Genomic DNA, 26,730 nt, shown 5'->3' on the forward strand with positions numbered 1-26,730 from the left:
CTCTCATCAAAATAATGACACCTTTGTGTGCCTGAAGCAGACTGGCTTGCACTAGGGCGACCACAAAAAGACCTGCGGTAAGCAGTCGTATCAGCTGACCTTTTCACGTCTTTGGGCTTCGCCGTGATGAGGGGTCAGCTATGAGCATTACCAATGGTCTTTTAGCCTTGCTCGGCAAGGACATCTGCCAGGATGAGCGCGGCAGGGAGGCGCGGATGCATTTCTTCGGCAGTATTCCCCGCGCGGATGATGGTGCGGTCAGCCAGGACGCAGACACCGTGCCCCTCAAGCCAAAAGTGGTGGCGCTGGTGTCGATCAATGGCGGCGTCGGCCGCAGTACCCTGGCCACTGCCTTGAGCAGTGGTCTGCAGCGTCAGGGCGAGTCCGTCGTGGCCCTGGACCTGGACCCGCAGAACGCCTTGCATCTTCACTTCGGCGTGAGTCCGGCGTTGCCGGGCATCGGGCGTACCAGCCTGGAACATGGGCCATGGAACCCGCTTCAACAGCTCAGCTTCGCCGGCTGCCAGGTAATCCCCTTTGGCGAAATCGACATCCCACAGCAGGAAAGCCTGGAGCGCTGGCTCAAGCAGGAGCCGCGCTGGCTGGCTCAACACCTGGCAGCCCTCGACTTGAGTGCGCGACAGACAGTGATCATCGACACACCCGCCGGTAACAACATCTACTTCCATCAAGCGCTGAGTGTCGCCGATGTGGTGCTGGTCATTGTGCAGGCAGACGCTGCATGCCTGGGCACCCTCGACCATCTGGATGCACTGCTTGCCCCGCACCTTGAAAGTGGACACGCGCCTCGCGTGCACGTGGTTATCAACCAAGTGGATGAAAGGAATGCTTTCTGCCTGGACATGATCGAGGCCTTTACCCAGAGGCTGGGGAAAGAGGCGCTGCAGGTGCATCGCGACATGCGGATCCATGAAGCCCTGGCTTTTGGTGACGACCCGGTGGAAAGCGCAGAGAAGGGCCTGGCGGGTGACGATATCAACGATCTTTGCCAACTGCTGAAGGCGCCAAACACCCGAGCATAAAGCGCTGGTTATACGCTTGACCCCAGATGCTTATGCACAATCGGTTGGATGCACCTGTCACCCAACAGCCATTTTGTGGAGCGTTTCTCATCACGCTGCAACTGCCTGTTTTGCGTGCATTTTATTTTGTGAACAAAAAATGACCAGTACGGCTTTTGGCCTGTAGCGCAGATGCCTACAGGCCCCGTAAAGAATCCATCAACAGAGTTATCCACAGGCTGCACTGCGACAATTTTGCCCTCTAATCGCGCTCGGCAAGCACCATCAAGTTGCGCGGCGTCAGTGCAGGATCGCAGAAGGTGCCTACGTCGACCTTGTAGCCGTTCTCACCGAGAAACAACGCCCGATCCAGCACCAGCCAAACCTCAAGCGGGCGCCGAAACAGACCACGCACCAATTCCAGGTTTCTCACCTCAGCCAGGCGGCGCCAGCCGTGGGCCTCCAGCGCCGCCCAATACTGTTCACCTGTGGATAACCCTTTGAGGTTCGCCAGCTCCCGGCAGTAATCGGCGAAGGGCTTGTCCAGCCAACGGGCAGGCAGGGACGGTGTGGGCAGGTATTCGTCGAGGCCGCGCAGTTCGCGTTGCAGTTGGTCGAAACCCAGGCGCCGTGCCATGGACGTATCGCGTTGCAAGCGCACGCGTTTGCCAGCAGTGACGGTTTCGCTCAGCGGCAGGCCGAGGTCATCGATGGACAGTTGCAGGGTTGAAGCACGGCCTGCGTTGGACAGTGGCTGGTAGGTGTCGGCAGTGATGCGGTTGTAGCAGCATGGCGCCAGCGCCAGTTGCTTGCAGCCGACCGCGCTGGCCAGTTGCAGCAGGCGCACATGCAGGTCGCCACAGGCGTGCAGGGCGACGGGGGTGTGTTCGGCGTGGATCGCCACATCGGCCATCACGTCTTGCAAACGATGAGTGGCGGGCAGGCCATGGTGATCGCTCAAGGCCTGGCCTGCCGCGATCAGTGCCGGGTCGTATTCCAGGCAGGTCAGGGCCTGATCGGCTTGCAACAGCCGGCGACCCAGGTGGCCCTTGCCTGAACACCAGTCCAGCCAGTGTGTGGGGGCTTGCGCAAACTGCAGCGCACTGCCGAAGGCTTCAATCTGTTCCCACTTGCGGCCCGGAACATCGACGTTCAGGCGGTGACGAGCAGGAGCCAGGGGGTGCGTCGGTAACTTATCCACAGCACTGAGCGCGCGAGCGTGCGCGGCGAGTTGCGCAAAAGGCGCCGGTGCCGGCAGGTCATGGGGGTGGTTGTGACAGGTTTCGGCATCGTCCAGCGAGCGTTGCCGCAGCCACCGGGCGAGTTCGGGGTGCTGGGTTTCCCAGGGCAAGTGCCGATGAGTAAAGGGCCGTGGTTTCCACAGCCCTTGGTGCTCGATCAGGAACGCATCCAGCGCCTGGAAGCGTGCCTCAACGTCCTTGGCAGGCATCGACGCGCAGCCAGCGTTCCAGCAGTTTGAAGGCGCGTACCAGCACGTAGGCCATCAACAGGTAGAACAGGCCCGCAGCGAAGAAAATCTCTACCGGCAAGTAGGTACGGGCAATGATGGTCCGTGCCATGCCGGTCAGTTCCAGCAGGGTAACGGTACTGGCCAGGGCGCTGGCCTTGAGCATCAGGATCACTTCGTTGCTGTACGCCGGCAGGCCGATGCGCGAGGCACGCGGCAGGATGATGTAGAACAGCGTCTTCGGCCTGGACATGCCCAGGGCTCGTGCCGCTTCGATCTCGCCGGGCGGGATGGCCTGGATGGCGCCGCGCAGGATCTCGGCGATATAGGCGGCGGTGTGCAGGGTCATGGTGGCGGTGGCGCACCAGAACGGATCGCGCAGGTAGGGCCACATGAAGCTCTCGCGCACTGAATCGAACTGCGCCAGGCCGTAGTACACCAGGAACAACTGCACCAGGAGCGGCGTGCCACGGAAGAAGAAAATATAGGCGTAGGGCAGGGCGCTGACGTACCAGCGGCGCGAGGAACGGGCGATGCCCAGCGGGATCGCCAGCAGCAGGCCGGCGATCACCGCAATGGCCACCAGCTCCAGGGTCAGAATGGCGCCCTGGGCCAACTTGGGCAGCCACTTGATGATCACGGACCAGTTCAGGCCCAGGTCGAAATGCGCCAGCCAGCTGTAGTCGCCGCTCATTGGGTGCTCCTTGCAAAGCCGCGGGCGGCGCGTTTTTCCAGGAAGTGCATGCCGGTCATGGCCAGCACGGTGAGGCCCAGGTACATGAAGGCGGCGACCATGAAGAAGGTGAAGGGCTGCTTGGTGACAGTCACGCCGATCTGCGCATGGCGCATGATTTCTTCCAGGCCGATCACCGATACGAGGGCGGTGTCCTTCATCAGGATCATGAACAGGTTGCCCAGGCCCGGCAGGGCGATGCGCCACATCTGCGGCATGATCAGCCGGGTGAAGATCCGGAACTTGGACAGCCCCAAGGCTACACCCGCTTCACGGTGGCCCTTGGGAATGGCGAGGATCGCGCCACGGAACACTTCGGTCGCGTAGGCGCCAAAGCACAGGCCCAGGGCAATGACCCCGGCGGCGAAGGCACTCAGGGAAAGGTCGGGGTTGCCGAAGAACTCACCGAGGGCACGCATCAGGTTGACCGTGCCGAAGTAAATCAGCAGCACCCACAGCAATTCGGGAATGCCACGCACGATGGTCGAATACGCACCGCCCACCCATTGCAGCGGCTTGTACGGCGAAGTCTTGGCCAAGGCCCCGGCAAGGCCGAGCACCAACCCCAGGCACAGGGCCGTGAGCGCCAGTTTGACGGTCATCAGCGCGCCGGCGGCAAGCGCCGGGCCGAATCCGTAGAGATCGAAATTCATGGTGTTTTCATATCGCGGCAGGCATTGCAAAAAGCCGACGCGCTCAGGTGAGCGCGTCGGGCATACCGTTCAGATCATTCGATGCTGAAAGGGAAGTACTTGTCGTTGATCTTCTTGTAGGTGCCGTCTGCCTTGATCTCTGCCAGGGCTTTGTTCAGGCGCTCGCGCAGTGGGTCGCCCTTGCGTACGGCGATACCGATCTTGTCGCTTTCTACAACCGGGTCGCCCTTGAACTCGTAGGCCGAACCGTCTTTGCTCTTGAGCCATTCGTACTGCACGTACTTGTCGGCGAGGATGCCATCCAGGCGACCGGAGGTCAGGTCGAGGTAGGCGTTTTCCTGGGTGTCGTACAGCTTGGCTTCGGTTTCAGGCAGCTTGTCTTCCAGGTAGGTACCGGCCAGCGTCGCGCGTTGTGCACCGATGACCTTGCCTTTCAGGTACGCCGCGTCAGTCTTGAAGTCGGCGGTGGCTTTAGGCGCGATGAATTGCAGCTTGTTGGAGTAGTACGGGTCGGTGAAGTCGACGGCCTGCTTGCGCTCGTCGGTGATCGACAGCGAGGACACCAGGAAGTCGAACTTCTTGGCGTTCAGGGCCGGGATGATGCCGTCCCAGTCGGACACATACACTTCGCACTTCTCGACTTTCATCTTGGCGCACAGGGCGTCGCCGATGTCTTTGTCGAAGCCGACCACGTTGCCGCTCGCGTCTTTGTTGTTGAACGGCGGGTAGGCCGCTTCAATCCCCATTTTCAAGGTTTCTGCCATGGCCGTGGCGCTGAACGCCATCGAGACGGCCGCGGCCAGAAGGAATTTTTTATAGTTCTGCATGCATGTTGCTCCGTTAGCGGTTGCTGGACATGAATTGTTTGCAGCGCGCCGAAAGCGGGTTTTCAAACACCTGCTGTGGCGATCCTTGCTCTTCGACCAGGCCCTGGTGGAGGAACACCACTTCACTGGACACCTGACGGGCGAAGCCCATTTCATGGGTGACCAGCAGCATGGTGCGGCCTTCTTCGGCCAGCGCGCGGATCACATTAAGTACTTCCTGAACCATTTCCGGGTCAAGCGCGGAAGTGGGCTCGTCGAACAGGATGACCTTGGGCTGCATCGCCAGGGTGCGCGCGATGGCGGCCCGTTGTTGCTGGCCGCCGGACAATTGCGCGGGGTAGGCGTGGCGCTTGTCGGCAATGCCGACCTTGTCCAGCAGCGCTTCGGCGACTTCGATGGCTTCGGCCTTGCTTTGGCCGAGCACGCGGCGCGGGGCCTCGATGATGTTGTCGAGGATGCTCATGTGCGGCCACAGGTTAAAGTTTTGAAACACAAAACCGATTTCGCTGCGCAGGCGGTTGATCTGCTTGCCGTCGGCGGCCATCAGTTCGCCGTTTTTCGCGGCCTTGAGCTTGAGTTCTTCGCCGGCCACCAGGATCTGGCCCTGGTGCGGGTTTTCCAGCAGGTTGATGCAGCGCAGGAAGGTGGACTTGCCGGAACCGGAGGAACCCAGGATCGAGATCACATCGCCGTCGCGAGCGGTCAGCGAGATACCTTTGAGTACCTCCAGCTCACCATAGCGTTTATGCAAGTTGCGGATTTCAAGCGCGGGCGTGGCCTCGGCCATGTGGGGTCCTCATTGTGTTCGTTGCAATCCTGCTGTTGGGCCGCCTTCCTGGCGAGGCGCCAAGCTAGCATAGCGTCCTGATGGCAGCCAACAGCGCGGCCGGCGGTAAACCGATGGTGTGCGGGGGGTGTCGCATCGGCACAGCAGCGTGTCGCGCCATCAACAACCGAACAACCGTTTGAACCCGGAAAACCGCAGGCTTTGCGTAAAAAAGGGCGCGATGGTGCCAGCTTTGGCCGGGTGTTGGAAGGGTTAACCGGGCAAACGGTGCTTATCAGCCCTTTTATGGAGCGTCACGTACTTTTTGTGTGTGTTTATGGTGCGTTTATTCGTCTTGAATGTGAGTCGCACGGTAACGCTATAGCGGAATGCCATTGTTCTCAATGACTTGCGATGGTTGTTGAATCGTCCTACAGCCCGCGTCAATCGTGGCTCTGTAACATTTTGGCGCAAATCTTGCGTAAAAAATAAAGAACGCCCTGTTGGTTTCTTTTCACGAGAAAGATCCCGGGCCGGGTGGACCGTTTTCGCAATTCCTCGCAAAGGTGTGTCAATGAGTAGTACGCAAAGCTCCAATGACCTCGAACAGGGGCTAAAACCGCGTCACGTCACCATGCTGTCGATTGCCGGCGTCATCGGTGCCGGTCTGTTTGTCGGCTCCGGCCACGCGATTGCTGCCGCCGGCCCGGCCGTACTGCTGGCGTATGCCGCAGCGGGCACGCTGGTGGTATTGGTGATGCGCATGCTGGCCGAAATGGCCGTGGCGTCGCCGGACACCGGTTCTTTCTCCACTTATGCCGACCGTGCGATTGGCCATTGGGCCGGCTTTACCATCGGCTGGTTGTACTGGTGGTTCTGGGTCTTGGTGATTCCGTTGGAAGCCAACGCCGCCGCGACCATCCTGCATGCCTGGTTCCCGGATGTGGCTATCTGGGCCTTTACCCTGATCATCACCCTGTTGCTGACGGCGACCAACCTGTTCAGCGTGAAGAACTACGGCGAGTTCGAGTTCTGGTTCGCGTTGATCAAGGTCGTGGCGATCGTAGGCTTCGTGATCCTTGGCCTGGCCGCGATTTTCGGTTTCCTGCCGACCAGCCAGGTCAGCGGTGTTTCCCATCTGTTCGATACCCAGGGCTTTATGCCAAACGGCATGGGCGCCGTACTGGCTGCGATCCTGACCACCATGTTCTCGTTCATGGGTACCGAGATCGTCACCATCGCCGCTGCTGAATCGAAGAACCCAGGCCAGCAAATCACCAAGGCCACCAACTCGGTGATCTGGCGGATTGGTTTGTTCTACCTGCTGTCGATCTTCATCGTGGTGTCCCTGGTGCCTTGGAACGATCCGACCCTGGCGGCCGTGGGTTCCTACCAGACCGTGCTGGAACGCATGGGTATCCCGAATGCCAAGCTGATCGTCGACCTGGTGGTACTGGTGGCCGTGACCAGTTGCTTGAACTCGGCGCTGTATACCGCTTCGCGCATGCTGTTCTCCCTGGGCCGTCGCGGTGATGCACCGGCTGTTGCCAAGCGTACCAACAAGAGCGGCACGCCTTACTGGGCGGTGTTGTTGTCCACCGGTGCGGCGTTCCTGGCGGTCTTCGCCAACTACGTGGCCCCGGCGGCGGTGTTCGAGTTCCTGCTGGCCAGCTCCGGCGCCATCGCGCTGCTGGTGTACCTGGTGATCGCAGTATCGCAACTGCGCATGCGCCAGAAGCGCACGGCGGCGGGCGAGAAGATTGTCTTCAAGATGTGGCTGTTCCCTGGCCTGACCTACGCGGTGATGGTGTTCATCGTGGGGACGTTGACCATCATGCTGTTCCAGGAAGCGCATCGGGTCGAGATCATCGCGACCGGTGTGCTGAGCTTGCTGGTAGTGGCGGCGGGGCTGATGGTGGCGAGTCGCCGCAAGGCGCAGCGAGTGGGCGCTGCGGTACTTAACTGACCCAATGTGGGAGGGGCAAGCCCCTCCCACTTTGTTTTCGCGTCAGGCTTCTGGGGTGATCAGCGCCTGAGACGCCGCGACGTAATCCGCCTGGAACTGCGGCGACTCGATCCACGCCAATGCAGCCGCCTCATCATCGGTATCCGTCGCCCACTGTCGATACTCGATCAGCGCCGCCAGGATGAAATCGGTGGCTTGCTCTTCGCCTTCCTGCTCCAGCACCAGCGCCAACAGCGGGTGCGCCAGGAATGCCGTGCACAACGCCTGCTGGCTGGTTTCGCCTGCGGTGCGCATCTCGACAAACATCTCCGTCAAATCCACCGACTCCAAGTCAATGCGGCTGTCATCGCCGGCAAACGCATCCGGTTTGGTCGCGACGGCGCGCTGGGTGCGGTTCTGCTTGGCCTTGGCCTTTGCCCGGTGGGCGCGTTTTTGCTGCTTGTTCGGCGAGGCCATGGGGTTGGCGTCCTAGGGTTCTGGATCGGGGGGAGTATTGAAGCGCAGGTTGGGGGAAATCCCAAGGGTATCTGCCGCCAATTGACCGTTTTGAAGCCACGCCATTGCAATCGGCCACAACCGGTCCTGATATTCGCTGCGGAAAAAGGCGAAATGCCCGACCTGGTTTTCACCGATATCTTCCGGCGCTATGCGCAGGTGCGTACGCTCGCTGCCGTCAAAATAACCCAGCAACCGCTCGATGGCCGCCACGGTGCCGAAGGGGTCATCCGTGATGCTGATTGCCAGTATCTGCGCTTTCACGCGGCTGAAGGGCAGGTTGCCCAGCGCTCGACCGCTGGGGCGTGTTTCATACCGGGGCGTCGGCATGCTCCAGTCGCGCACTACGCCGGCTGGCGTATCTTCCAGCCAGCCCAGGCGCTTGCCGGGGAAGTATCCGCACAGTGCCGTCAGCAGCGGCATTACCACATGCCACTTGGCAAACATGCGCCAGCGCCCGCTTGGTGCGTAATCGCGCCAGTAGGCGAACTGTGCGCCCACCGTGACGATCCGTCGAATAACAGCACCCGACGCCGCGAGTCCTGCCGCGCAACCGCCAAAGCTGTGGGCGACTACGTCAATCGGCTGCCCTGGGAACTCCCGTTGCGCACGCGTGAGCATCGCCTCGAAATCCAGCACGCCCCAATCCGACCACGAGGCCTTGAAGTGGCGCAGCGAGCCGTTGCGGGATTCGCCGATGCCACGGTAGTCGTAGGTGATGACATCGAAGCCGTTGGCGAACAGGTAGTCGGCGAAGCGAGCGTAGTGGCGGCAGCGTACGGAGGTGGCGGCGTTGATGATCACCACCGGGCGTGCGGGGTCGGTCCTGATATGGCGCCAGGCGAAGCCGCCCAGGATATGGCCGTCGGCGGCGGGTTCCTTGAAGGGTTCGCTGTGATCGCGTGCAGGCGGGACTGGAGGCAATGGTAAAGAGGCGTCGTTCAAATTCATTGGTTTCTCGACCTGGATCGGTTTCTTGTTTTTTTAGAAACAATTGCTCAGTTTGCCAGCACTTGCGCTGTCATTTGGTGGTTTATCAAATGACGGATTGGATCGCCTGCTTGCGTCGCTCGACCTGGAGCCGGTAGATGCATAACCTTGCACTCTTTCGATTCGACTAGACCATCTTATGACCCGCGATGCCCTCGAACACAACCAGATTCCGATCTACCTCGTCACTGTGTTTCTGGCCGTCGTTTTCGGTCTGCTTCCCCTTTCATTCGCCCACGATCTCAGCGCACTGGTCACCCCCGCCATCGCCGTGCTGATGTACGCGATGTTCCTGCAAATACCGTTTCTGGACCTGCGCCAAGGCTTGGGTAACAAGCGCTTCCTGTCGGCATTGCTGCTGGCCAACTTCATCCTGGTGCCCTTGCTGGTGTGGGCGCTGACCCAAAGCCTGGTCGGGCGCCCGGCGTTGCTGGTGGGTGCGTTGCTGGTGTTGCTGACGCCTTGCATCGACTACGTGGTGGTGTTTACGCATATTGGCGAGGGCGACTCACGGCTGATGCTGGCGGCGACGCCGGTGCTGTTGCTGCTGCAGTTGGCGCTGTTGCCGTTGTACTTGGGGTTGATGCTGGGGCCGCAGTCTGAGGTCGTGGTGGAGGCGGGACCATTTGTCGAAGCATTCCTGTTGTTGATTGTGATGCCGATGATTCTGGCAGTGCTCACGACTTCCCTGGCGCGGCGATCATCTGTCGTCAACGCGTGGAGCAGCGCCTGGGCGTGGCTGCCCGTGCCGGCGATGGCGCTGGTGTTGTTTGTGGTGATCGGTTCGCAAATCACTTCCGTGGTGCGGGATATCAACCTGCTGTTGCCGGTGATTCCGGTGTATATCGGCTTTCTGCTGTTGGCACCGTTGATGGGTGCGCTGGCGTCGCGGCTGTTTGCGCTCCCGGCCGCAACGGCGCGGGCGGTAACATTCAGTGCATCGACACGCAATTCGTTGGTGGTGCTGCCCTTGGCGCTGGCCCTTCCCGACGATGTGCGCGGGTTGGCGGCGACGGCGGTGATCCTGCAAACCCTGGTCGAACTGGTCGGGGAGTTGATTTACGTGCGGCTGATCCCGAAGTGGGTGTGGCCCGCAGGTCGGTAGACGCACAAATTTTCCAGTCTGTTCAGGCGCTATTCAGCAGGGCGGTCGGCACCATAAGTCGGCGCCCCTTACCTGACAGGTCAACCGATGGATCACCGCAACCGTTTTCGCCTGGAATCCTCAGGGATTTTCCTCTTCGCTCTATTGTTGTTCACCCTGGGCATCTGGGATCAACAGCCCCAAGGGTTTGATGGGCGATGGGCGCTGTTCCTGCAAGAGATGTTTCGCCATGGCGTGAGCTTTTTCCCGACCACCTATGGCCTGCCCTACGCGGATTATCCCGGCACCGCGACCTTCTTCAGTTATGTATTTGCCAGGCTGTTCGGTGCGCCCAACCATCTGGCGAATATCCTGCCGACCGCCCTGGCTTCTGCTGGCGTAGTCGCGGTGATCTATCGCTTGCTGGTGCCTGCGAGCCGGCCGTGGGCACTGCTCACGGTGCTGCTGACGTTGCTCACCACCCAACTGCTCGAAAAGTCCCGCTCGGTATGCCTGGACCAGATGGTGGCGTTGCTCTGTGTAGGCAGTTTCTACCTGCTGCACAGCGGCGGACGCTGGAGGCGGCTTGCGGTGTTCCCGCTGTTTGTCCTGGGTTTTGCGATACGCGGGCCATTGGGGTTGATCGAGGTCTGTGGTGTGGTGTGTGTGTATTGGGCGCTGGCCAAGCCTGGCGAGCGTGTGAAACAGGTGCTGATTCACGGCATCGTCGGCGTGGTGCTGCTGGCAGCCTGTTGGTGGCTGCTGGTGAAGCTGGCGCGCATCAGTGGGGGCGACGCGTTTGCCGATGAGGTGTTCAAGATGCAGGTCGGCGGGCGCCTGGATGAAACCGGAGAGCCGTTCTACTTCTATTTCCAGCTGAGTCTGTACCGCTATTTTCCGGTGGTGCCATTGGCGCTCGCTACGATGATTGCCCTGCGTCATCGCTGGCCCGAGCGGTTTGAGGGCGACATGCAACTGGTCGCGCGGTTAGGTGCCTGCGGCTTGATGATCTTGCTCGGGCTGTCGATACCGCACTTCAAGCGCGCTTATTACATCCTGCCCATGGTGCCGATGTTCGCGGCTGTCGCGGCCTATGGGCTGCTCCAGGCGCAAGGCTGGCTCACGGGCGTGCGCCGCTGCTACGAAGCGCTTGTCGTCGCGCTGCCGGCGTTGTGCGTGGTTGCGATCTTTGTGTGTCGGCATGGCTGGCAGAAGCACGGTTACTGGCCGGCGGTTTCACTGCCGCTGCTGATTGGCGGGCTGGTGGTGCTGCAGGTGGCGGCGCTGATCGTCTGGCATCGGGGAGGGCGGTTGGTGTGGCTCAGCCTGATCGCGTTGATGGCGCAGTGGGTGGTGTTGGTCACTGTGGTGGAGCCCTCCAAGGATATGCAGTTCGATACCCGGAAGTTTGTCGGCCAGGTGGAGGCGTTGCGTGCCGCGCAGCCGGGGCCGCTGGTGTTCATCAATCTCGGCCGAGACACTTGGGCGGTGCGCTACATGATGAACCTGGACCATGATGAGCAACCGATCTTTATCGAAGGCAGCGAAATAGAGCGACTGGGGACTTTGCCTCGACCCGCCTGGGCAATTGTGTCGCGCAAGGAAACCGCGTTGCTGCAAGGAACGCCTCTGGAGAAGCAGACGCCAAGGTTTGAAGGGCGGCTGAACGACAATCCGCTGATGGTGTTCTTGTTGAAGTAATAGAGGTCGTTCGTTTCGGGGTGGCGTAGGCCGCCCCTGGACAACGCAATAAACGACAGACAACAAAAAAACCGCACTAGGCGGGTTTTTGTGTGTTTCAAATGACGTTTGCACCACTTGAAACTGAATAGTGGTGCCCAGAGACGGAATCGAACCGCCGACACGGGGATTTTCAATCCCCTGCTCTACCGACTGAGCTATCTGGGCAACGGGGCGCATTAAACGGGTTTTTCAGGGGGTCGTCAAGCAAGTTTTCGAAAAATATTTAATTATTACCGTCGCTTACGTGCCGGCCCCGGTTTTTGATCAATTATTGAGCAGGCGGCACGTAGCCGTCGGCCTTGGCGTATTCCTCGCCGGAAAAGAACTTGTCCATCTCGCCCGCCAGGTATTTGCGATCTTCGGCGTTCATCATGTTCAGGCGTTTTTCGTTGATCAGCAGGGTCTGATGTTTCAACCAGTCGCCCCAGGCTTTGGCCGAGACATGTTCGAAAATGTCCTGGCCCTTGGCGCCTGGATACGGAGGGCGTTCCAGGCCGGGCAATTCTTCTTTGTACTTGCGGCACATGATGGTGCGGGTCATGACGACACTCCTGCATTCAATACGTCGGCCGCGCGTTTCAGCAGTTTTTTTACCGGGGCGGCAAGGCCCAGGCGCGGCGGGGTGGCGAGGTTATACCAGAGCCAGTCGGCCTCGGCCACGTGATGGGCGGTTTCCTCGACCTGGATCAGCCAGGGTTCGATGGCGAGCTGGAAGTGGCTGAAGGTGTGGATCAACCCCGGCAGCGCCTGTTGGTTGCCCAGTTCCAGCGCATGCTGGTGGGCCAGGTGTTCCAGGTCTTGCAGGTCATCCAGCTCCGGCAAACTCCACAGGCCGCCCCACAGCCCGGTGGAAGGGCGACGGTAAAGCAGGATCGCGCCCTCGGCATTCGCCAGCATCGGCATCAGCGTGCGCTTTTGCGGGATGGTCTTGCGCGGCTTGGGGATCGGATAGCGCGTCTCCAGGCCGAGCATGTGGGCTTCGCAATGTTTTTCCAGCGGGCACAGCAGGCAGCTGGGCTTGCTGCGGGTGCAGAGGGTGGCGCCCATGTCCATCATCGCCTGGGTGTAGGCGTTGACGCGGGTCTGGGGCGTGAAGCGCTCTGCGGTGGCCCACAGCTGCTTGGCCACCTTGGGTTCGCCGGGGTAGCCCTCCTGTGCGGTAAACCGCGCCAGCACGCGCTTGACGTTGCCGTCGAGGATCGGCGCACGCAGGCCCATGCTCAGGCTGGCAATCGCGCCGGCGGTGGACAGGCCGATACCGGGCAGCTCGGTGAGCTTTTCGACATCCCTGGGAAACTCGCCACCGTACTCGGCCACGACAATCTTCGCGGTCTTTTGCAGGTTGCGCGCCCGGGTGTAGTAACCCAGGCCGGTCCACAGGTGCAGCACTTCATCTTCCGGCGCGGCGGCCAAGGCTTCGACCGTTGGCAATGACGCCATGAAGCGGTCGAAGTAATTGAGCACCGTGCTGACCTGGGTCTGCTGCAGCATGATCTCCGAGACCCACACCCGATAAGGCGTGATGCCCTGTTGCCAGGGCAGGTCATGGCGACCGTGGCGGTCGTACCAATTGAGCACGGCCTCTGAAAACTGCTCGTTTCTCATCGCTTGAACAGGCCCTTCAATGCATCTTTCAACTGCGGGTTCACCTTGTCGAGCTTCTCTTCCAGCTTGTCGCTAAGCTTGTTGCCGGCCGCCTTGATGGCGACCTGGGTCAAGCCGTCCTTGTCCAGGCGGCAGGCCTTGGCGCCCAGCTCCAGCGGGCCACGGCAGCGCAGCGGCACTTCGATGCCCTGGAAGTTGGAGCCGACCTGGCAGGCAGGGTCCGGCGTTTCGCGCTGGTCGCCCTCGACAATGATGCCGACGCGGTAGTCCATGCCCAGCACGCGCAAGTCCACATCACCGTTACCATTGACGGTCAGGCCCGGGATGCGCACTTTCAGGTCAGGGTTGCTGGCCACACCGTTACGGAAGGTCAGGTTGCCTTTCAGCTCCTGGAACGGCGTGTCCTTGCCTGGCGGCGTGCTGCTCAGCGTCTTGCGGTTGAGCAGGGCAATGCCGGTGCACAGTTGTTGCTCAAGGTTGGCGTTGAGCAGCACGCCGTTGTTGATCACGAAACTGGCGGTGCCGTTGAGGCTGTCGATCAGGGCTTTCTGGCTGTTGCCGCGGCCTGTGAGGTTGCTGTCCAGGGTGATCTGGCCTTTTACCGGCGGGTTCTGCCCCTGGGCCTGCAGGATGCGCTCGACCGGCACCTGCTTGATCCGGCTCTGCAACGCCAGCACCGGAATATCCTGGCGCACATCGAGGCTGCCGTTGGCCTGGAAGGTGCCGTTGTAGAGACCGCCGCTCAAGGTGTCGAGCTTGAGTTGGCCGTCGAGGCCGGACGCTTTGAGCGCCGCATTCTGGATCGGCAATTTGCTCAGGGTCAGTTGACCGAAGGCGAGGTCGGCATCCACGTCCAGCGTGCGCAGGCGCGTCAATGGCAGCAGCTTGTCGGTGCTCCAGGCGCCCTTGGTCGGGGCGTCGGGCAATGGCGTGGTGCCGCCGGCGGCCATGGCACCGGCTTCGCTGTTCTGCACCTCGGCCTGGCGTGCGGCGCTTGCACCCTTGGCGGATTCGGACTTGGCCGGCAGGTAGTTGTCGGCGTTGAATGTATCGCCCTTGAGCTGCACACGCAGGGACTGTTTGGCGAAATCGTCCACCGCCAGGCGACCGGTGAAGGTGCTGCCGTCGAGTTTCAGGTTCAGGTCTTCCAGCGCCAGGCTGGTCGGGGTGCCCTTGAGGCGGCTGACCAGTTCGACCTTGCTCAGGCTGCCCTCGGCCATCGGTGGCAGGGGGTGGCCGACGCTGTCGAGGAACTTGGCCAGGTCGAACTGGGCAATGGACAGGGCGCCGCTGAGCTGCGGGGTCTTGTCCAGGTCGTTGACCTTAAGCTCGCCCAAGGCGCGCAACTGGTTGGCCGAGAGCTTCAGGTTGGTCCATTCGGCGATATTGGCCGCCTGGTCCACCAGCAGTTGGCCCTGGGTGGAGAAGGTCACGGTCTTGCCTTGCAGCGGTTCGCCCGTGGCTTCGCCGGTGATCTTCATGTCTTCCAGCTGATAACGCTTGAGGGCGCGCTGGATGCGCAGGTTGCCGTTGAGTTCGGTCTTGACGCGCATCACCGGCTGGTTGGTGCCGAAGAAGGCAGTGAGCTTCACCGGAATACTGGCGCCTTCGTGCACGGCGCCGGCGCTCAGCTGGATGCTTTCGGCGCTGAACTGCTTGCCGGTCTGCTCGTCGTTGTATTCGATGCGGGCGTTGTTGATGGTCAGGCTGTCGATGTCCAGCCGGATAGGTTTCGAGGGTTTCTCCGGCTCGGGCTCGGCGGCCTGTTCCGCGGCAGCGGGTGCGCTGGCGCTCGGCTCATTGGCGCTTTTGCCGATGTCTTCCCAATCGCCATGGCCTTGTTTGTCGCGGTTCAGGCGCAGGTTGAGGCCTTCGACACGCACATCGCTCATCTGCACTTCACGACGCAGCAGCGGTAAAACCCGTACCGACAGGCCGAGCATCTGCAAGTCGGCGAACGGTTTGGTCGGGTTGGTCAGGGTCGCCACGCTGGCTTCGTGCAGTTCCAGCCCGAGCCAGGGGAACAGGCTCCAGCCGATATCGCCATTGAGCGTCAGCTCGATGTGGGCCTTGTCGCGGGCAATCTGGCGGATCTCATCTTTATAGTCGTTGGGATCGAAGAGGTGGGTCAGGGCAAAGCCCAGGGCCACAATGATCAGCAACAGCCCGAGAAGTACCAGACCCAGGATTTTGCCGAACGCTTTCATGGGCGAGTCCTTGTATGTCGATTTCAAAATTTAGCCGCAGAGTATAACGCCCGACGGCCTGCGTCAGTGCCCCGATCGTTACATTGTATCCAGGGGCCGGGAAACGGGTTTTTGACGTCAAACAAAGCAGATTTCCTGAAAAAGGTGATGGCAGTTTGGTTTTTCTGTCATCCACAGATGCTAATCTCTGCATGTTCGTCCGCCTTCTGCGACTTAACGTCGCGCCTAAAACGGAGCTTCACTCAACAAAACGGCCGCGCTTTGCGTGCAAGGCCGAGGGAGAGAGCGCCTGACGGACACATACTAACAACTGGGGGAAACACCAATGAGCACTAGCACTGCGGCAGCTTCATCTGCCGCGCAGCCTGCGTTCCTGTCCAAGGAACGCATTATCGCCAAGCCCGGCTTCAACCGCTGGCTGGTTCCGCCGGCCGCCTTGGCCATCCACCTGTGCATCGGCATGGCCTATGGGTTCTCGGTGTTCTGGCTGCCACTGTCCAAAGCGCTTGGTATCACCAAACCGGTCGCCTGCGCGCCGGACATGAGCTTTATCGCTCAAGTCTTTTCGTCCCAATGCGACTGGCCCATCTCCATGCTGGGCTGGATCTACACGCTGTTCTTCATCTTCCTGGGCTGCTCGGCAGCGATCTGGGGCGGCTGGCTGGAACATGCCGGGCCACGCAAGGCGGGCGTTGTTTCGGCGCTGTGCTGGTGTGGCGGCCTGTTGATTTCGGCGTTGGGGATCTATACCCACCAGATCTGGCTGATGTGGATCGGCTCCGGGGTCATTGGCGGTATCGGCCTGGGCCTGGGCTATATCTCGCCCGTGTCGACCCTGATCAAGTGGTTCCCGGACAAGCGCGGGATGGCCACCGGCATGGCGATCATGGGCTTCGGCGGTGGCGCGATGGTGGGTGCCCCGTTGGCAGCGGCATTGATGGGTCACTTTGCTACGCCCACCAGCGTGGGCGTGTGGCAGAGCTTCCTGGTGATGGCCGCGATCTACTTCGTGTTCATGATCGGTGGCGCCTTGTCCTACCGCGTCCCGCCGACCGGCTGGAAGCCTGAAGGCTGGACCGCGCCGGCGAAAAAAGCCAGCAATGCAATGATCACCCACCGTCACGTACACGTGAACGTGGCGTGGAAAACCCCGCAATTCCGCCTGGTATGGCTGGTGCTGTGCCTGAACGTGTCCGCCGGTATCGGCATCCTCGGCATGGCTTCGCCCCTGCTGCAGGAAGTGTTCGGCGGCAAGTTGCTGGGTGTGGATGTGCCATTCGGCCAGCTGGACGCCGGTCAACTGGCCTCCATCGCCGCCATTGCGGCGGGCTTCACTGGCCTGTTGAGCCTGTTCAACATCGGTGGCCGGTTCTTCTGGGCGTCGTTCTCCGACTACCTGGGCCGCAAAAACACCTACTTCGTGTTCTTCGCCCTGGGCTTTGCCCTGTACGCGCTGATCCCGAACCTGGGGCACCTGGGCAACGTGGCGCTGTTCGTGGCGGCGTTCTGCATCATCCTGTCGATGTACGGCGGTGGTTTTGCGACCGTCCCGGCCTACCTGGCCGACCTGTTCGGTACGCAAATGGTCGGCGCGATCCACGGTCGCCTGTTGACCGCCTGGGCGGCGGCTGGCGTGTTGGGCCCGGTGTTGGTGAACTACCTGCGTGAGTATCAACTGAGCATCGGCGTTGAACGCGCTGCGGCCTATGACATCACCTTGTACATCCTCGCTGGCCTGCTGGTGCTGGGCTTTATCTGCAACCTGCTGGTCCGTCCGGTGGCGGACAAGTACTTCATGACCGACGCCGAACTGGCCGCCGAACAGGCGCTGGGCCATGACAAAGGCGCGGATGCCACCACTTCCCTGGAGTGGAAAGCAGCCCCGGGCACCGTGCCATTGGCGATCGCTGCCTGGCTGGTGGTGGGTATTCCGTTGGCGTGGGGTGTGTGGGTGACCCTGCAGAAGACCGCAGTCCTGTTCCACTAACACCGCAAAAATTTTGTGGGCGCGGTTCCTGTGGGAGCCGGGCTTGCCCGCGATGGCATCACCTCGGTGCAACTGAAAAGCCGAGGTGCCTGCATCGCAGGCAAGCCAGCTCCACAAAAGCGGGTTCTCACATGTATGCACATGTCTATCCCCGACACTCCATCAGTCTTATCCCCTCCGATGTTTCTGTTTGGCGCCCGCGCCCCTATAATGGCTGCCTTTTTCGCCCAATGATTTTGCGGAGCTGGTGATGGCCGAACGTAAGGCGTCCGTCGAGCGCGACACTCTGGAAACCCAGATCAAAGCCTCGATCAACCTGGATGGCACCGGAAAGGCCCGATTTGATATCGGTGTACCTTTTCTTGAGCACATGCTGGACCAGATCGCCCGTCACGGGCTGATCGACCTGGATATCGTCAGCAAGGGCGACCTGCATATCGACGACCACCACACGGTGGAAGACGTCGGTATCACCCTCGGCCAGGCGTTTGCCAAGGCCATCGGCGACAAGAAAGGCATCCGTCGCTACGGCCATGCCTATGTCCCGCTGGACGAAGCGCTGTCGCGTGTGGTCATCGACTTCTCCGGCCGTCCAGGCCTGCAGATGCACGTGCCCTACACCCGCGCCACCGTGGGCGGCTTCGACGTCGACCTGTTCCAGGAGTTCTTCCAGGGGTTCGTCAACCACGCGCTTGTCAGCCTGCACATCGACAACCTGCGCGGCACCAACACCCACCACCAGATCGAAACCGTGTTCAAGGCTTTCGGCCGCGCCCTGCGCATGGCTGTGGAGCTGGATGAGCGCATGGCCGGGCAAATGCCTTCGACCAAGGGCGTCCTGTAATGCAGACGGTCGCGGTTATCGATTACGGCATGGGTAACCTGCACTCGGTGGCCAAGGCCCTCGAGCATGTAGGGGCCGGCAAGGTACTGATCACCAGCGATGCCAACGTGATTCGCGAAGCCGATCGCGTGGTGTTTCCCGGCGTCGGCGCGATTCGCGATTGCATGGCCGAGATTCGCCGCCTGGGCTTTGACAGCCTGGTGCGCGAAGTCAGCCAGGACCGTCCCTTCCTCGGCATCTGCGTGGGCATGCAAGCCTTGCTCGACCGCAGTGAAGAGAATGAGGGCGTCGACTGCATCGGCCTGTTCCCTGGGCAAGTGAAGTTCTTCGGCAAAGACCTGCATGAAGACGGCGCTCACCTGAAAGTCCCGCACATGGGCTGGAACGAAGTCAGCCAGGCGGTGGATCACCCGCTGTGGCACGACATTCCGGACATGGCGCGCTTCTACTTCGTGCACAGCTACTACATTGCCGCCGGTAAGCCGGGCCAGGTGGTGGGTGGCGGGCACTACGGCGTCGACTTCGCCGCTGCACTGGCCGAAGGCTCGCGGTTTGCCGTGCAGTTCCACCCGGAGAAGAGCCATACCCATGGCCTGCAATTGCTGCAGAACTTCGCCGCCTGGGACGGGCGCTGGTAATGGCCAGGAAGCCGAAGCAGCCGGTCTTGAACCTCACGCCTGAACAGGAGAGTGAGGCTACCCTCAAGATCAAGCGTTTCATGGAAGATCGCTTCGAGCTCAAGCTGGGGTCGTTCGAGGTCGCCGAGATCCTCGAACTGTTCACCACCGAAGTGGCTCCGCACTATTACAACAGGGCGATTTTCGACGCGCAGACGCTCCTTAAAGAAAGGTTCGAAAGCATCGAAAGCGACCTGTGGTCGCTTGAGAAACCCTGATTTCCCAAGCATTGCTGAATATCGAATAAGGTTTGCCAGATGCTGATTATCCCCGCTATCGATCTCAAGGACGGTGCCTGCGTACGTCTGCGCCAAGGCCGCATGGAAGACTCCACCGTGTTCTCCGATGACCCGGTGAGCATGGCCGCCAAATGGGTGGAAGGGGGCTGCCGTCGTCTGCATCTGGTGGACTTGAACGGCGCCTTCGAAGGCCAGCCGGTGAACGGTGAAGTGGTCACCGCCATTGCCAAGCGTTACCCGAACCTGCCGATCCAGATCGGTGGCGGTATCCGCTCCCTGGAAACCATCGAGCACTACGTCAAGGCCGGCGTGAGCTACGTGATCATCGGCACCAAGGCGGTGAAAGACCCGGCGTTCGTCGCCGAAGCCTGCCGCGCGTTCCCGGGCAAAGTGATCGTGGGCCTGGACGCCAAGGACGGTTTCGTCGCCACCGACGGCTGGGCTGAAATCAGCACGGTGCAGGTGATAGACCTGGCCAGGCAGTTTGAAGCCGACGGCGTCTCCGCCATCGTTTATACCGACATCGCCAAAGACGGCATGATGCAGGGCTGCAACGTGCCATTCACTGCTGCGCTGGCGGCCGCCACGAAGATCCCGGTGATCGCTTCCGGCGGCATCCACAACCTGGGCGACATCAAGTCGCTGCTGGACGCCAAGGCGCCCGGCATCATCGGCGCCATCACCGGCCGTGCGATCTACGAAGGGACCCTGGACGTCGCTGAAGCCCAGGCTTACTGCGATGCCTACAACGGCTGAGGACTGACCATGGCGCTGGCCAAACGCATCATCCCTTGCCTGGACGTCGACAACGGTCGCGTGGTCAAGGGCGTCAAGTTCGAGAACATCCGCGACGCCGGTGACCCGGTGGAAATTGCCCGCCGCTACGATGAGCAAGGTGCCGACGAGATTACCTTTCTCGACATCACCGCCAGTGTCGACGGCCGCGATACCACGTTGCATACCGTCGAGCGCATGGCCAGCCAGGTCTTCATCCCGCTGACCGTGGGCGGTGGCGTGCGCACTGTGCAAGACATCCGCAACCTGCTCAATGCCGGCGCGGACAAGGTTTCGATCAACACGGCGGCGGTGTTCAACCCGGAGTTCGTGGGCGAGGCCGCACAGCACTTCGGCTCGCAATGTATCGTGGTCGCCATCGACGCCAAGAAAGTCTCCGGCCCGGGCGAAACCCCGCGCTGGGAGATCTTCACCCACGGCGGTCGCAAGCCGACCGGCCTGGACGCGGTGGAGTGGGCGATGAAGATGGAAGGCCTGGGTGCCGGTGAAATCCTGCTGACCAGCATGGACCAGGACGGCATGAAAAACGGCTTCGACCTGGGCGTGACCCGGGCCATCAGCGATGCGCTGGGCATCCCGGTGATCGCTTCCGGCGGCGTCGGCAACCTGCAGCACCTGGCCGACGGCGTGATCGAAGGCCACGCCAGCGCGGTACTGGCGGCGAGTATTTTCCACTTTGGCGAATACACCGTTCCCGAGGCCAAGGCCTACATGGCGGCGCGCGGTATCGTCGTTCGCTAAACGCTGCTGGACACCATGGCAGGCCAGAGGCACTCTCTGCGCTTGCCATGGATTCCGGTAACTTTCATGTTCAAGCACCTGCTGCTCGCCCTTGCCAGTACGTCCCTCCTGTTGACCGTTCCGGCCCGCGCCGAGGAACCGTCCGACGCCTCCCTGGTGTTGCTGACGGAAAACTTCCCGCCCTACAACATGGCGAAAAACGGCAAGAACTTCGCCAAGGACGAGAACATCGAAGGCATCGCCGTGGACATCGTGCGCGAAACCTTCAAGCGTGCGGGCATTTCCTACAATCTCACCCTGCGTTTCCCCTGGGAGCGCATCTACAAGCTCGCCCTGGAGAAACCAGGCTACGGCGTGTTCGTGATGGCGCGCCTGCCGGACCGGGAGGCGCTGTTCAAATGGGTCGGCCCCATCGGTCCGGACGATTGGGTGCTGTTGGCCAAGGCCGACAGCAAGATCCAGCTGAACGACCTTGAGCACGCGCGCCGCTACAGGATCGGTGCCTACAAGGGCGATGCCATCGCCGAGACCCTGGAAAAGCAGGGACTCAACCCGGTCGTCGTGCTGCGCGACCAGGACAACGCGCAAAAGCTGCTGGATGGCCAGATCGACCTGTGGGCCACCGGCGACCCCGCCGGGCGTTATCTGGCGCGCCAGATCGGGGTCTCCGGGCTCAAGACAATCCTGCGTTTCAACAGCGCCGAACTGTACCTGGCGCTCAACAAGCAGGTGCCGGATGAAGTAGTGAGCAGGCTTCAAGCGGCGTTGGATCAGTTACGAGACGAGGGGGTCGTGGCTGACATCATGGGGCGTTACCTCTAGTGGCGGCTCCTTTGCGGGCACGGGCTGCGGGCGCTCGGCCTCTACGGAATCGGTGGTATTTGCCTCACTGAAATACACCTGCTCGGTATTGGTGTAGGTCACTGATGTTGCCAGGGGGCTGGCATCCCTGCGCAGCAATGTGTACTCGCTTTCGAGCACATAGGCTGCCACGGTCTTGTGGGCCGGGACATATGCAGCGATGTCGGTGGTTTGCGGGGCGGTCCAGCCTTTGGACGAAACGCTCGAGTGAGTGAATGCACTGCCCAGCCTTACCGAGCTTTTCGGGTTGGTTCTGAGAGAATGGCCTGTCCATGCCTCGGTCATGTCGACACCCGTGGCCCACTTGAGGAAGTTGGCTGCGAAACCGGGCGAGCCTTTGGTAATCGTCCATTTGAAGGTCTGGCTGGTGGTCGTTGGGTTGCGCGCCACATCGACCAGTACGTACTTGTCGCGTCTTTGCAGCCTGTAGAAGGGGGACCGCAAGGGTTGCTCGTCGGCTGGCAGCTCCGGGTCGGAGACTAGAAACCAGGGGAGTTGGCAGACATGCAAGGACTCTTCGGCGTCCAGGGTTGAAGGTTGCCCGTCTGCAGACGGTGCGGGCGGGGCCGGGAGCTCGTGCCCCGCCACCTCGGTCAGGGGGATATGCAAGGCATGCGCTAACCCGGGCGCTTCGGGCTTTGCATAGCCCCGCACCCCGAAAAATGTCCCTGGTGCCAGGTAAGCCTCTCCAGGATGAGCGGTCGGCGGCATGACGTCCCAGGCACTGAAGTCGATTTGGCCGCGACTGCCTTTGTCATTCCAGATGTGATCGGCAACGTAAGCCGGCACGGCCAGGTCAGCCCGCACACAGCGCACGGTGTTCAGCGAAGGCCGTTGATAGCCCACGCCGCATACGGTACCCAGGGCCACATAGCCATCAGGCGGGACCGGCTGCCAGATGGAAATATCAGCGTTGGCGCCTGTGCCGCGACTGTTCCAGACTTCTATGAAGTCTTTCGGTTGGCGAAGTGCGGTGCCGTTGGTTTTGTTGGCTTCGCTGACAACAACGACGGTCTTGCGATGATTCAAATTGTCATGGCTCGGGTGAGCGACATCTCCCAATGAGGAGAACGAGATCAAGTGATCGGCACTGGTGCTCGGGCGCCAAAAGCTGGCCGACTTTTTGGCGCCCGAGCCTTGGTCGTTCCAGAGTGGGGTGAACTCCGAAGTGAAGTTGATCAGCAGGTCTTTGACTTGGATGGGTTCCATGGGGGTACTCCTTGTGGATGGAATGGTTCTGTCTCTCGATGTGGTCGAGCCGGACCGGTTAGCGGGGTTTGAGCAAGTCCACGCGCAGTGCTGAGGGTTGGTCAGCCTGGTCGTAGGCGTAGGTGCAGATCTTGTAGGGTCTGTCCCGAACGGTGATCAGCCGTGCGTACTGCTCTGTTCGCGTGCTGGGGGAGTCATTGAGCGTGGAAAATATCTCGATAGGTTCGTCCTCCTCCTCCACGGGAGGGGGCGGAAAGGCCAGGTAATCGACTGGCCTGAGGCAATCGGTCGTGGTGGCCGGGCCGAACTTGTAGGAGTAGCGATGCATGAATGGCGGCGCGAGCTTCCAGATCACGGTGTAGGCCGCCAGCCCCTGTTTATCCAGGCTGATGCTCAAGTTCGGCGTGCGTGCCGGCCCGGGTTCGGCCAGTTCCACCGCCAGGGTCAGGGCATTTTTCATCATGCCGTTGGTCGCCTGTTGTTCCTCGGAATCCAAGCCGACGATACACAGCATGTGCATACCGGTTTCCGGTCCGATGGCGTCATTCACGTACGCGTCCTGCGCCTTGATCGGGGTGCTGTAAAGCTCCGGTTTTTCGCAATCAATGGCGCGCCGAGTGGTTTTGTAGCGATAGAGCGCAGTGTTGGTCGTGAAGGAAAGGTTCCAGCGCGGCACGATATCCTTGTGTGTGCCGTCGGGTCGCTTGACGAAGTATTGCTGGATGGGGTCCGGGTGCCGAAAGGAAATGGTGGTGGTCGGGAAGAGTTCGCAGTGTTCACTGTCGGCTTTCAGAACGCCTTCGACAAAGCACCGGTTGAGGAACGTCACCGGGCTGCCGTAGTTCGTTTCGGAGTGCCAGGTGGGCATACCGTTGTTGACCTCGCAGGGCGCGTCCCTTTGGCATTTGCGTTCTTCGGTCTGGCCTGAAGTGCTGGTGCTGAGAATGCCGAAGAGCGTATTAGTCGCCCGCTCCAGCAGTGGCCCGCCGAAGCCGCCGCGGCCGATACCCTGGCATTGGTTTTTCATGGTCACCCGCCACACGAACGGCTGTTCCACCAGTTCGCGCGAGGCTTGCTGCGCGCAGGCGGAGAGATGCAGGGTGTCCCATTCCGGTGCAGCCAGCGCGAGGATATCGACCCCGTCGGCGGGGACCGCTTCGGCCAGTTTCAAAGGGGCGATGCCTGCCTTCAGCAAATCGGCAAGCGAAGCTTTCAGCTCGACGATCGCCAGGTCCACTCCCTGGCTACTGCTCCATTTCAGGGTTTTCAACGGAAAGGTCTTGAGGCTCTCCAGCGTGTCGTCGAAGTAGTTGAAGCTGATGTTGCCTTTGATATCCAGGTCTTTTTGTACCCCGCCGTTATGGCGATGAAGGCAGTGGCTGCTGGTGAGCACATAGGCCGGGCCGGACTTGCCTGCGTCGTCGCGGGTGTCCAGTAGGGAGGCGGTGCAGAGGGCCTGGGCTTCATTGCGGATGCGACCGACGCCAGTCCAATGGGCGTGCTGATGCTGCGCATTGGCGAGCATTCTGGGCGGGCTGGCGTTGGCAAGGCCTTCACCATAGTCCCTTGGTGCCGCGATAAGCAGGTTGGAAAGGCTGCAGAGCAGCAGCCCCGAAATCAAGTGGTGGAGCGTGTTCATGGCATGTCCTGAAAGAGTGAGCGCAAGGTTCGACTATTCAGGAATGTCAGCTGGGCAGTACGGTAGCTATCTAGTACTTGCCATTCTTGCCATGGCCGGCCATTGCCTGGTTACTGCGCACGCTGATCATCAACTTGATATCGATCCACTCCACGCCCTGGGCCTTGAGCTTGGGCAGCTCGCGCTCCAGCACCGCCAGGGTTTGCGGGTAGGGATGGCCGATCATCACCGCCGAACCCTGTTTGTGCGCCAGTTTGATTGCGCTCTGCAGCTGCGTGGTGATTGCCGCTTCGGTGCGTTCGTCGTCCAGGAACACGTCCCGCGAGACGCTGGCCAGGCCGATCTTCTGCGCCTCGGCGGCGGCGACTGTCTTGGCGCTGGTGCGGCTGTCGACAAAGAATTTGTTGCGCCGTTGCAGTTCGCCCATCAACCAGGCCATGGCCTCGGGCTGCGCGGTCATGCGGCTGCCCATGTGGTTGTTGATGCCCGCGGTGTAGGGCACTGCCTTGAAGGCAGCGTCCAGGCGCCTGCCGAGTTCCTCGATGGGCAACTCCGGGTGCCAGGCGAACGGGCCGGTGGCCGGGTCCATGGGCATGTGCAGGATCACGATCTTGCCGGCCTTGTGGGCTTCGCGGGCGAATTCGGCGGCATGGGGCGTGTCGGGCATGATCGCCGTGGTCACCGGCCCGGGCAGGGCCAGCACGCGACGATCCCTGGGCAGATTTTGCCCGAGGTCGTCGATGATAAGGGTCAGGTAGGCTTTGTTGGGCTCGTTGGCCGGGGTCGCATGGGCGACTCCGGCCAGGCTGCACAGCACGGCGATGATCAGGGCAAAACGCATATCAACGGCTGCGCGTAATGCTCAAGCCCTTGAGCAGGCTCAGCGCCTGGGCCAGTTGGTAGTCATCGTCCTGTGGCATCGGCTTGGCTTTCTTGCCGCTGCCGGTGGGCTGGTCGGCGCCGCCGTTGCCATTGCCCAGATGGCCTTGCAGGTCCGCTTCTTTGTAGTACTCGCTGTCGATCTCGTTGGTGATCTTGGCTTTGCGCACCTCGATGTCGGGCACGATGCCCTGGGCCTGGATCGAGCGACCATTTGGCGTGTAGTACAGCGCCGTGGTGATCTTCAGCGCACGTTCGTTGTTCAGCGGCAACACGGTTTGCACCGAGCCTTTGCCGAAACTGGTGGTACCCATCAGCACGCCGCGCTTCTGGTCTTGCAGGGCGCCGGCGACGATCTCCGACGCCGAGGCGCTGCCGCCGTTGATCAGCACGGCCAACGGGACGTTTTCGCTGAGGTCGTTGCCCGTTGCCGAGAAGCGCAGTTCGGAGTTGGCAATGCGGCCCTTGGTGTACACGATCAGGCCCTTGGTGATGAAGTGGTCGACCACTTCCACTGCCGACTGCAGCACGCCGCCCGGGTTGTTGCGCAGGTCGAGCACGATACCGCTGAGCTTCTTGCCGTTGTCCTTGCGCAGCTTGGCCAGGGCCTTGGCCACTTCGTCGCCGGTCTTGACCTGGAATTGGGTGATGCGGATGTAGCCGTAGCCCGACTCCAGCAGCTGGCTCTTCACACTCTTGACCACAATGGTCGCCCGGGTCAGCGTCACGTCGAACGGGTTGCCGCCGTCGCGTACCAGGGTCAGGGTGATTTTCTGGCCGATCTTGCCGCGCATCTTGTCGACGGCTTCAGTCATGGTCTGGCCACGGGTCGGCTGGCCGTTGATCTTGACGATGAAGTCGCCGGCCTGGATGCCGGCCTTGGACGCCGGGGTGTCGTCGATCGGCGAGACGACCTTGATGTTGCCGTCTTCGGAGCCGACTTCGATGCCCAGGCCGCCGAATTCGCCGCTGGTGCTTTCCTGCAGCTCGGCAAAATCTTCCGGTCCCAGGTAGGCGGAGTGCGGGTCGAGGTTGCTGAGCATGCCCTTGATGGCATTTTCCAGCAGGGTCTTGTCGTCTACAGGTTCGACATAAGCGGCCTTGATCCGGTCCATGACCTCGGCAAAGGTGCGCAGCTCGTCCAGCGGCAGCGGCGCCTTGGTGGTCGCGGCCGTGCTGGCCGGGGCAGCCTGGTCGGCGAAAGCCAGGGGCGCGCCGATCACCAGGGCGATCGTCAGGGCCAGCGAAGTGAGGCGGGACAAATGCAGCATGTCGAACGAACTCCTAATGTAGATGCGCC

At 61.2% G+C, this 26,730-nt stretch carries 25 protein-coding genes and 1 tRNA gene; 11 read left to right on the plus strand and 15 right to left on the minus strand.

The window, feature by feature from the left end; genetic code table 11:
* Positions 1–140: 140 nt before the first annotated feature.
* Positions 141–1,043, plus strand: a complete 903-nt coding sequence (bcsQ, locus tag BM026_RS10520; RefSeq protein WP_093528447.1) for a cellulose biosynthesis protein BcsQ — start codon at positions 141–143, stop codon at positions 1,041–1,043.
* 241 nt (positions 1,044–1,284) lie between these two features.
* Here the strand turns inward: bcsQ and BM026_RS10525 are convergent, their stop codons facing one another.
* The 5 genes from BM026_RS10525 to BM026_RS10545 form a co-directional block, all read right to left on the minus strand.
* Complete coding sequence (locus BM026_RS10525) at positions 1,285–2,472, minus strand: methyltransferase (RefSeq protein ID WP_093528450.1); 1,188 nt, start codon at positions 2,470–2,472, stop codon at positions 1,285–1,287.
* Positions 2,453–3,142 (minus strand): ABC transporter permease, encoded by a 690-nt coding sequence (locus tag BM026_RS10530; protein WP_092246670.1) that lies wholly within the window; start codon positions 3,140–3,142, stop codon positions 2,453–2,455. The genes BM026_RS10525 and BM026_RS10530 overlap by 20 nt, the downstream gene beginning before the upstream one ends.
* A gap of 38 nt (positions 3,143–3,180) precedes the next feature.
* A complete protein-coding gene (locus tag BM026_RS10535; protein WP_016979103.1) occupies positions 3,181–3,876 on the minus strand; it encodes an ABC transporter permease in 696 nt (231 codons plus the stop codon).
* A gap of 74 nt (positions 3,877–3,950) precedes the next feature.
* On the minus strand, positions 3,951–4,703 hold the full coding sequence (locus BM026_RS10540) for an ABC transporter substrate-binding protein (protein WP_071492436.1): 753 nt from the start codon (positions 4,701–4,703) through the stop codon (positions 3,951–3,953).
* A 13-nt stretch (positions 4,704–4,716) separates the two neighbouring features.
* Entirely contained in the window at positions 4,717–5,490 is a 774-nt protein-coding gene (locus BM026_RS10545) for an ABC transporter ATP-binding protein (RefSeq protein ID WP_012721734.1), read from the minus strand.
* A 553-nt stretch (positions 5,491–6,043) separates the two neighbouring features.
* Here BM026_RS10545 and gabP point away from each other — a divergent pair.
* On the plus strand, positions 6,044–7,435 hold the full coding sequence (gene gabP / locus BM026_RS10550; protein ID WP_093513500.1) for a GABA permease: 1,392 nt from the start codon (positions 6,044–6,046) through the stop codon (positions 7,433–7,435).
* Between the two features lie 42 nt (positions 7,436–7,477).
* Here the strand turns inward: gabP and BM026_RS10555 are convergent, their stop codons facing one another.
* Together BM026_RS10555 and BM026_RS10560 are read right to left on the minus strand one after the other, a co-directional pair.
* A complete protein-coding gene (locus BM026_RS10555; protein WP_071492434.1) occupies positions 7,478–7,891 on the minus strand; it encodes a hypothetical protein in 414 nt (137 codons plus the stop codon).
* Positions 7,892–7,903: 12 nt separating this feature from the next.
* Positions 7,904–8,881: an alpha/beta hydrolase family protein gene (locus BM026_RS10560; RefSeq protein ID WP_093528453.1), complete on the minus strand. Its 978-nt coding sequence runs from the start codon at positions 8,879–8,881 to the stop codon at positions 7,904–7,906.
* A gap of 178 nt (positions 8,882–9,059) precedes the next feature.
* Between BM026_RS10560 and BM026_RS10565 the strand changes: the two genes are divergently transcribed.
* Both BM026_RS10565 and BM026_RS10570 read left to right on the plus strand, forming a co-directional pair.
* Positions 9,060–10,025, plus strand: coding sequence for an arsenic resistance protein (locus BM026_RS10565; protein WP_093528456.1), 966 nt, complete (start codon positions 9,060–9,062; stop codon positions 10,023–10,025).
* 87 nt (positions 10,026–10,112) lie between these two features.
* Complete coding sequence (locus tag BM026_RS10570; RefSeq protein WP_093528459.1) at positions 10,113–11,705, plus strand: ArnT family glycosyltransferase; 1,593 nt, start codon at positions 10,113–10,115, stop codon at positions 11,703–11,705.
* Positions 11,706–11,836: 131 nt separating this feature from the next.
* Here the strand turns inward: BM026_RS10570 and BM026_RS10575 are convergent.
* From BM026_RS10575 to BM026_RS10590, 4 genes are all read right to left on the minus strand, one after another.
* Positions 11,837–11,912, minus strand: a tRNA-Phe gene (locus BM026_RS10575).
* Between the two features lie 103 nt (positions 11,913–12,015).
* Entirely contained in the window at positions 12,016–12,288 is a 273-nt protein-coding gene (locus tag BM026_RS10580; RefSeq protein WP_028615361.1) for an oxidative damage protection protein, read from the minus strand.
* Entirely contained in the window at positions 12,285–13,352 is a 1,068-nt protein-coding gene (gene mutY, locus BM026_RS10585; RefSeq protein ID WP_071492430.1) for an A/G-specific adenine glycosylase, read from the minus strand. Before mutY ends, BM026_RS10580 begins: the two co-directional genes overlap by 4 nt.
* Positions 13,349–15,559 (minus strand): AsmA family protein, encoded by a 2,211-nt coding sequence (locus BM026_RS10590; protein WP_093528462.1) that lies wholly within the window; start codon positions 15,557–15,559, stop codon positions 13,349–13,351. The genes mutY and BM026_RS10590 overlap by 4 nt, the downstream gene beginning before the upstream one ends.
* 325 nt (positions 15,560–15,884) lie before the next feature.
* On the opposite strand from BM026_RS10590, the gene BM026_RS10595 reads away from it, so the two are divergent.
* The 7 genes from BM026_RS10595 (at position 15,885) to BM026_RS10625 (ending at position 21,664) form a co-directional block, all read left to right on the plus strand.
* Positions 15,885–17,546: an OFA family MFS transporter gene (locus BM026_RS10595; RefSeq protein WP_071492428.1), complete on the plus strand. Its 1,662-nt coding sequence runs from the start codon at positions 15,885–15,887 to the stop codon at positions 17,544–17,546.
* Positions 17,547–17,796: 250 nt separating this feature from the next.
* Positions 17,797–18,390: an imidazoleglycerol-phosphate dehydratase HisB gene (gene hisB / locus BM026_RS10600; protein ID WP_017849940.1), complete on the plus strand. Its 594-nt coding sequence runs from the start codon at positions 17,797–17,799 to the stop codon at positions 18,388–18,390.
* A complete protein-coding gene (gene hisH / locus BM026_RS10605; protein ID WP_071492427.1) occupies positions 18,390–19,028 on the plus strand; it encodes an imidazole glycerol phosphate synthase subunit HisH in 639 nt (212 codons plus the stop codon). The genes hisB and hisH overlap by 1 nt, the downstream gene beginning before the upstream one ends.
* Positions 19,028–19,285 carry a DUF2164 domain-containing protein gene (locus tag BM026_RS10610; protein ID WP_071492426.1) on the plus strand — a complete coding sequence of 86 codons (258 nt, stop codon included), beginning with the start codon at positions 19,028–19,030 and terminating at the stop codon, positions 19,283–19,285. Before hisH ends, BM026_RS10610 begins: the two co-directional genes overlap by 1 nt.
* 39 nt (positions 19,286–19,324) lie before the next feature.
* Positions 19,325–20,062 carry a 1-(5-phosphoribosyl)-5-[(5-phosphoribosylamino)methylideneamino]imidazole-4-carboxamide isomerase gene (gene hisA, locus BM026_RS10615; protein ID WP_016972250.1) on the plus strand — a complete coding sequence of 246 codons (738 nt, stop codon included), beginning with the start codon at positions 19,325–19,327 and terminating at the stop codon, positions 20,060–20,062.
* A gap of 9 nt (positions 20,063–20,071) precedes the next feature.
* Positions 20,072–20,842, plus strand: a complete 771-nt coding sequence (gene hisF, locus BM026_RS10620; protein ID WP_003171107.1) for an imidazole glycerol phosphate synthase subunit HisF — start codon at positions 20,072–20,074, stop codon at positions 20,840–20,842.
* A 66-nt stretch (positions 20,843–20,908) separates the two neighbouring features.
* The gene (locus BM026_RS10625; RefSeq protein WP_092246272.1) at positions 20,909–21,664 is read left to right on the plus strand and encodes a substrate-binding periplasmic protein; all 756 of its coding nucleotides are present in this window, start codon (positions 20,909–20,911) and stop codon (positions 21,662–21,664) included.
* On the opposite strand, the gene BM026_RS10630 is transcribed toward BM026_RS10625, so the two are convergent.
* The 4 genes from BM026_RS10630 to BM026_RS10645 form a co-directional block, all read right to left on the minus strand.
* The gene (locus BM026_RS10630; RefSeq protein ID WP_093528464.1) at positions 21,617–22,912 is read right to left on the minus strand and encodes a Vps62-related protein; all 1,296 of its coding nucleotides are present in this window, start codon (positions 22,910–22,912) and stop codon (positions 21,617–21,619) included. The two genes, BM026_RS10625 and BM026_RS10630, sit on opposite strands and share 48 nt — an antisense overlap.
* A gap of 58 nt (positions 22,913–22,970) precedes the next feature.
* Positions 22,971–24,551, minus strand: a complete 1,581-nt coding sequence (locus BM026_RS10635; RefSeq protein WP_093528467.1) for a trypsin-like serine protease — start codon at positions 24,549–24,551, stop codon at positions 22,971–22,973.
* 70 nt (positions 24,552–24,621) lie between these two features.
* Complete coding sequence (locus BM026_RS10640) at positions 24,622–25,392, minus strand: divergent polysaccharide deacetylase family protein (RefSeq protein WP_092246280.1); 771 nt, start codon at positions 25,390–25,392, stop codon at positions 24,622–24,624.
* Between the two features lies 1 nt (position 25,393).
* Positions 25,394–26,701: a S41 family peptidase gene (locus tag BM026_RS10645; protein WP_071492420.1), complete on the minus strand. Its 1,308-nt coding sequence runs from the start codon at positions 26,699–26,701 to the stop codon at positions 25,394–25,396.
* Positions 26,702–26,730: the final 29 nt, after the last annotated feature.

The organism is Pseudomonas sp. NFPP24 (genome assembly GCF_900112095.1).
Classification (GTDB): Bacteria; Pseudomonadota; Gammaproteobacteria; order Pseudomonadales; family Pseudomonadaceae; genus Aquipseudomonas; species Aquipseudomonas extremorientalis.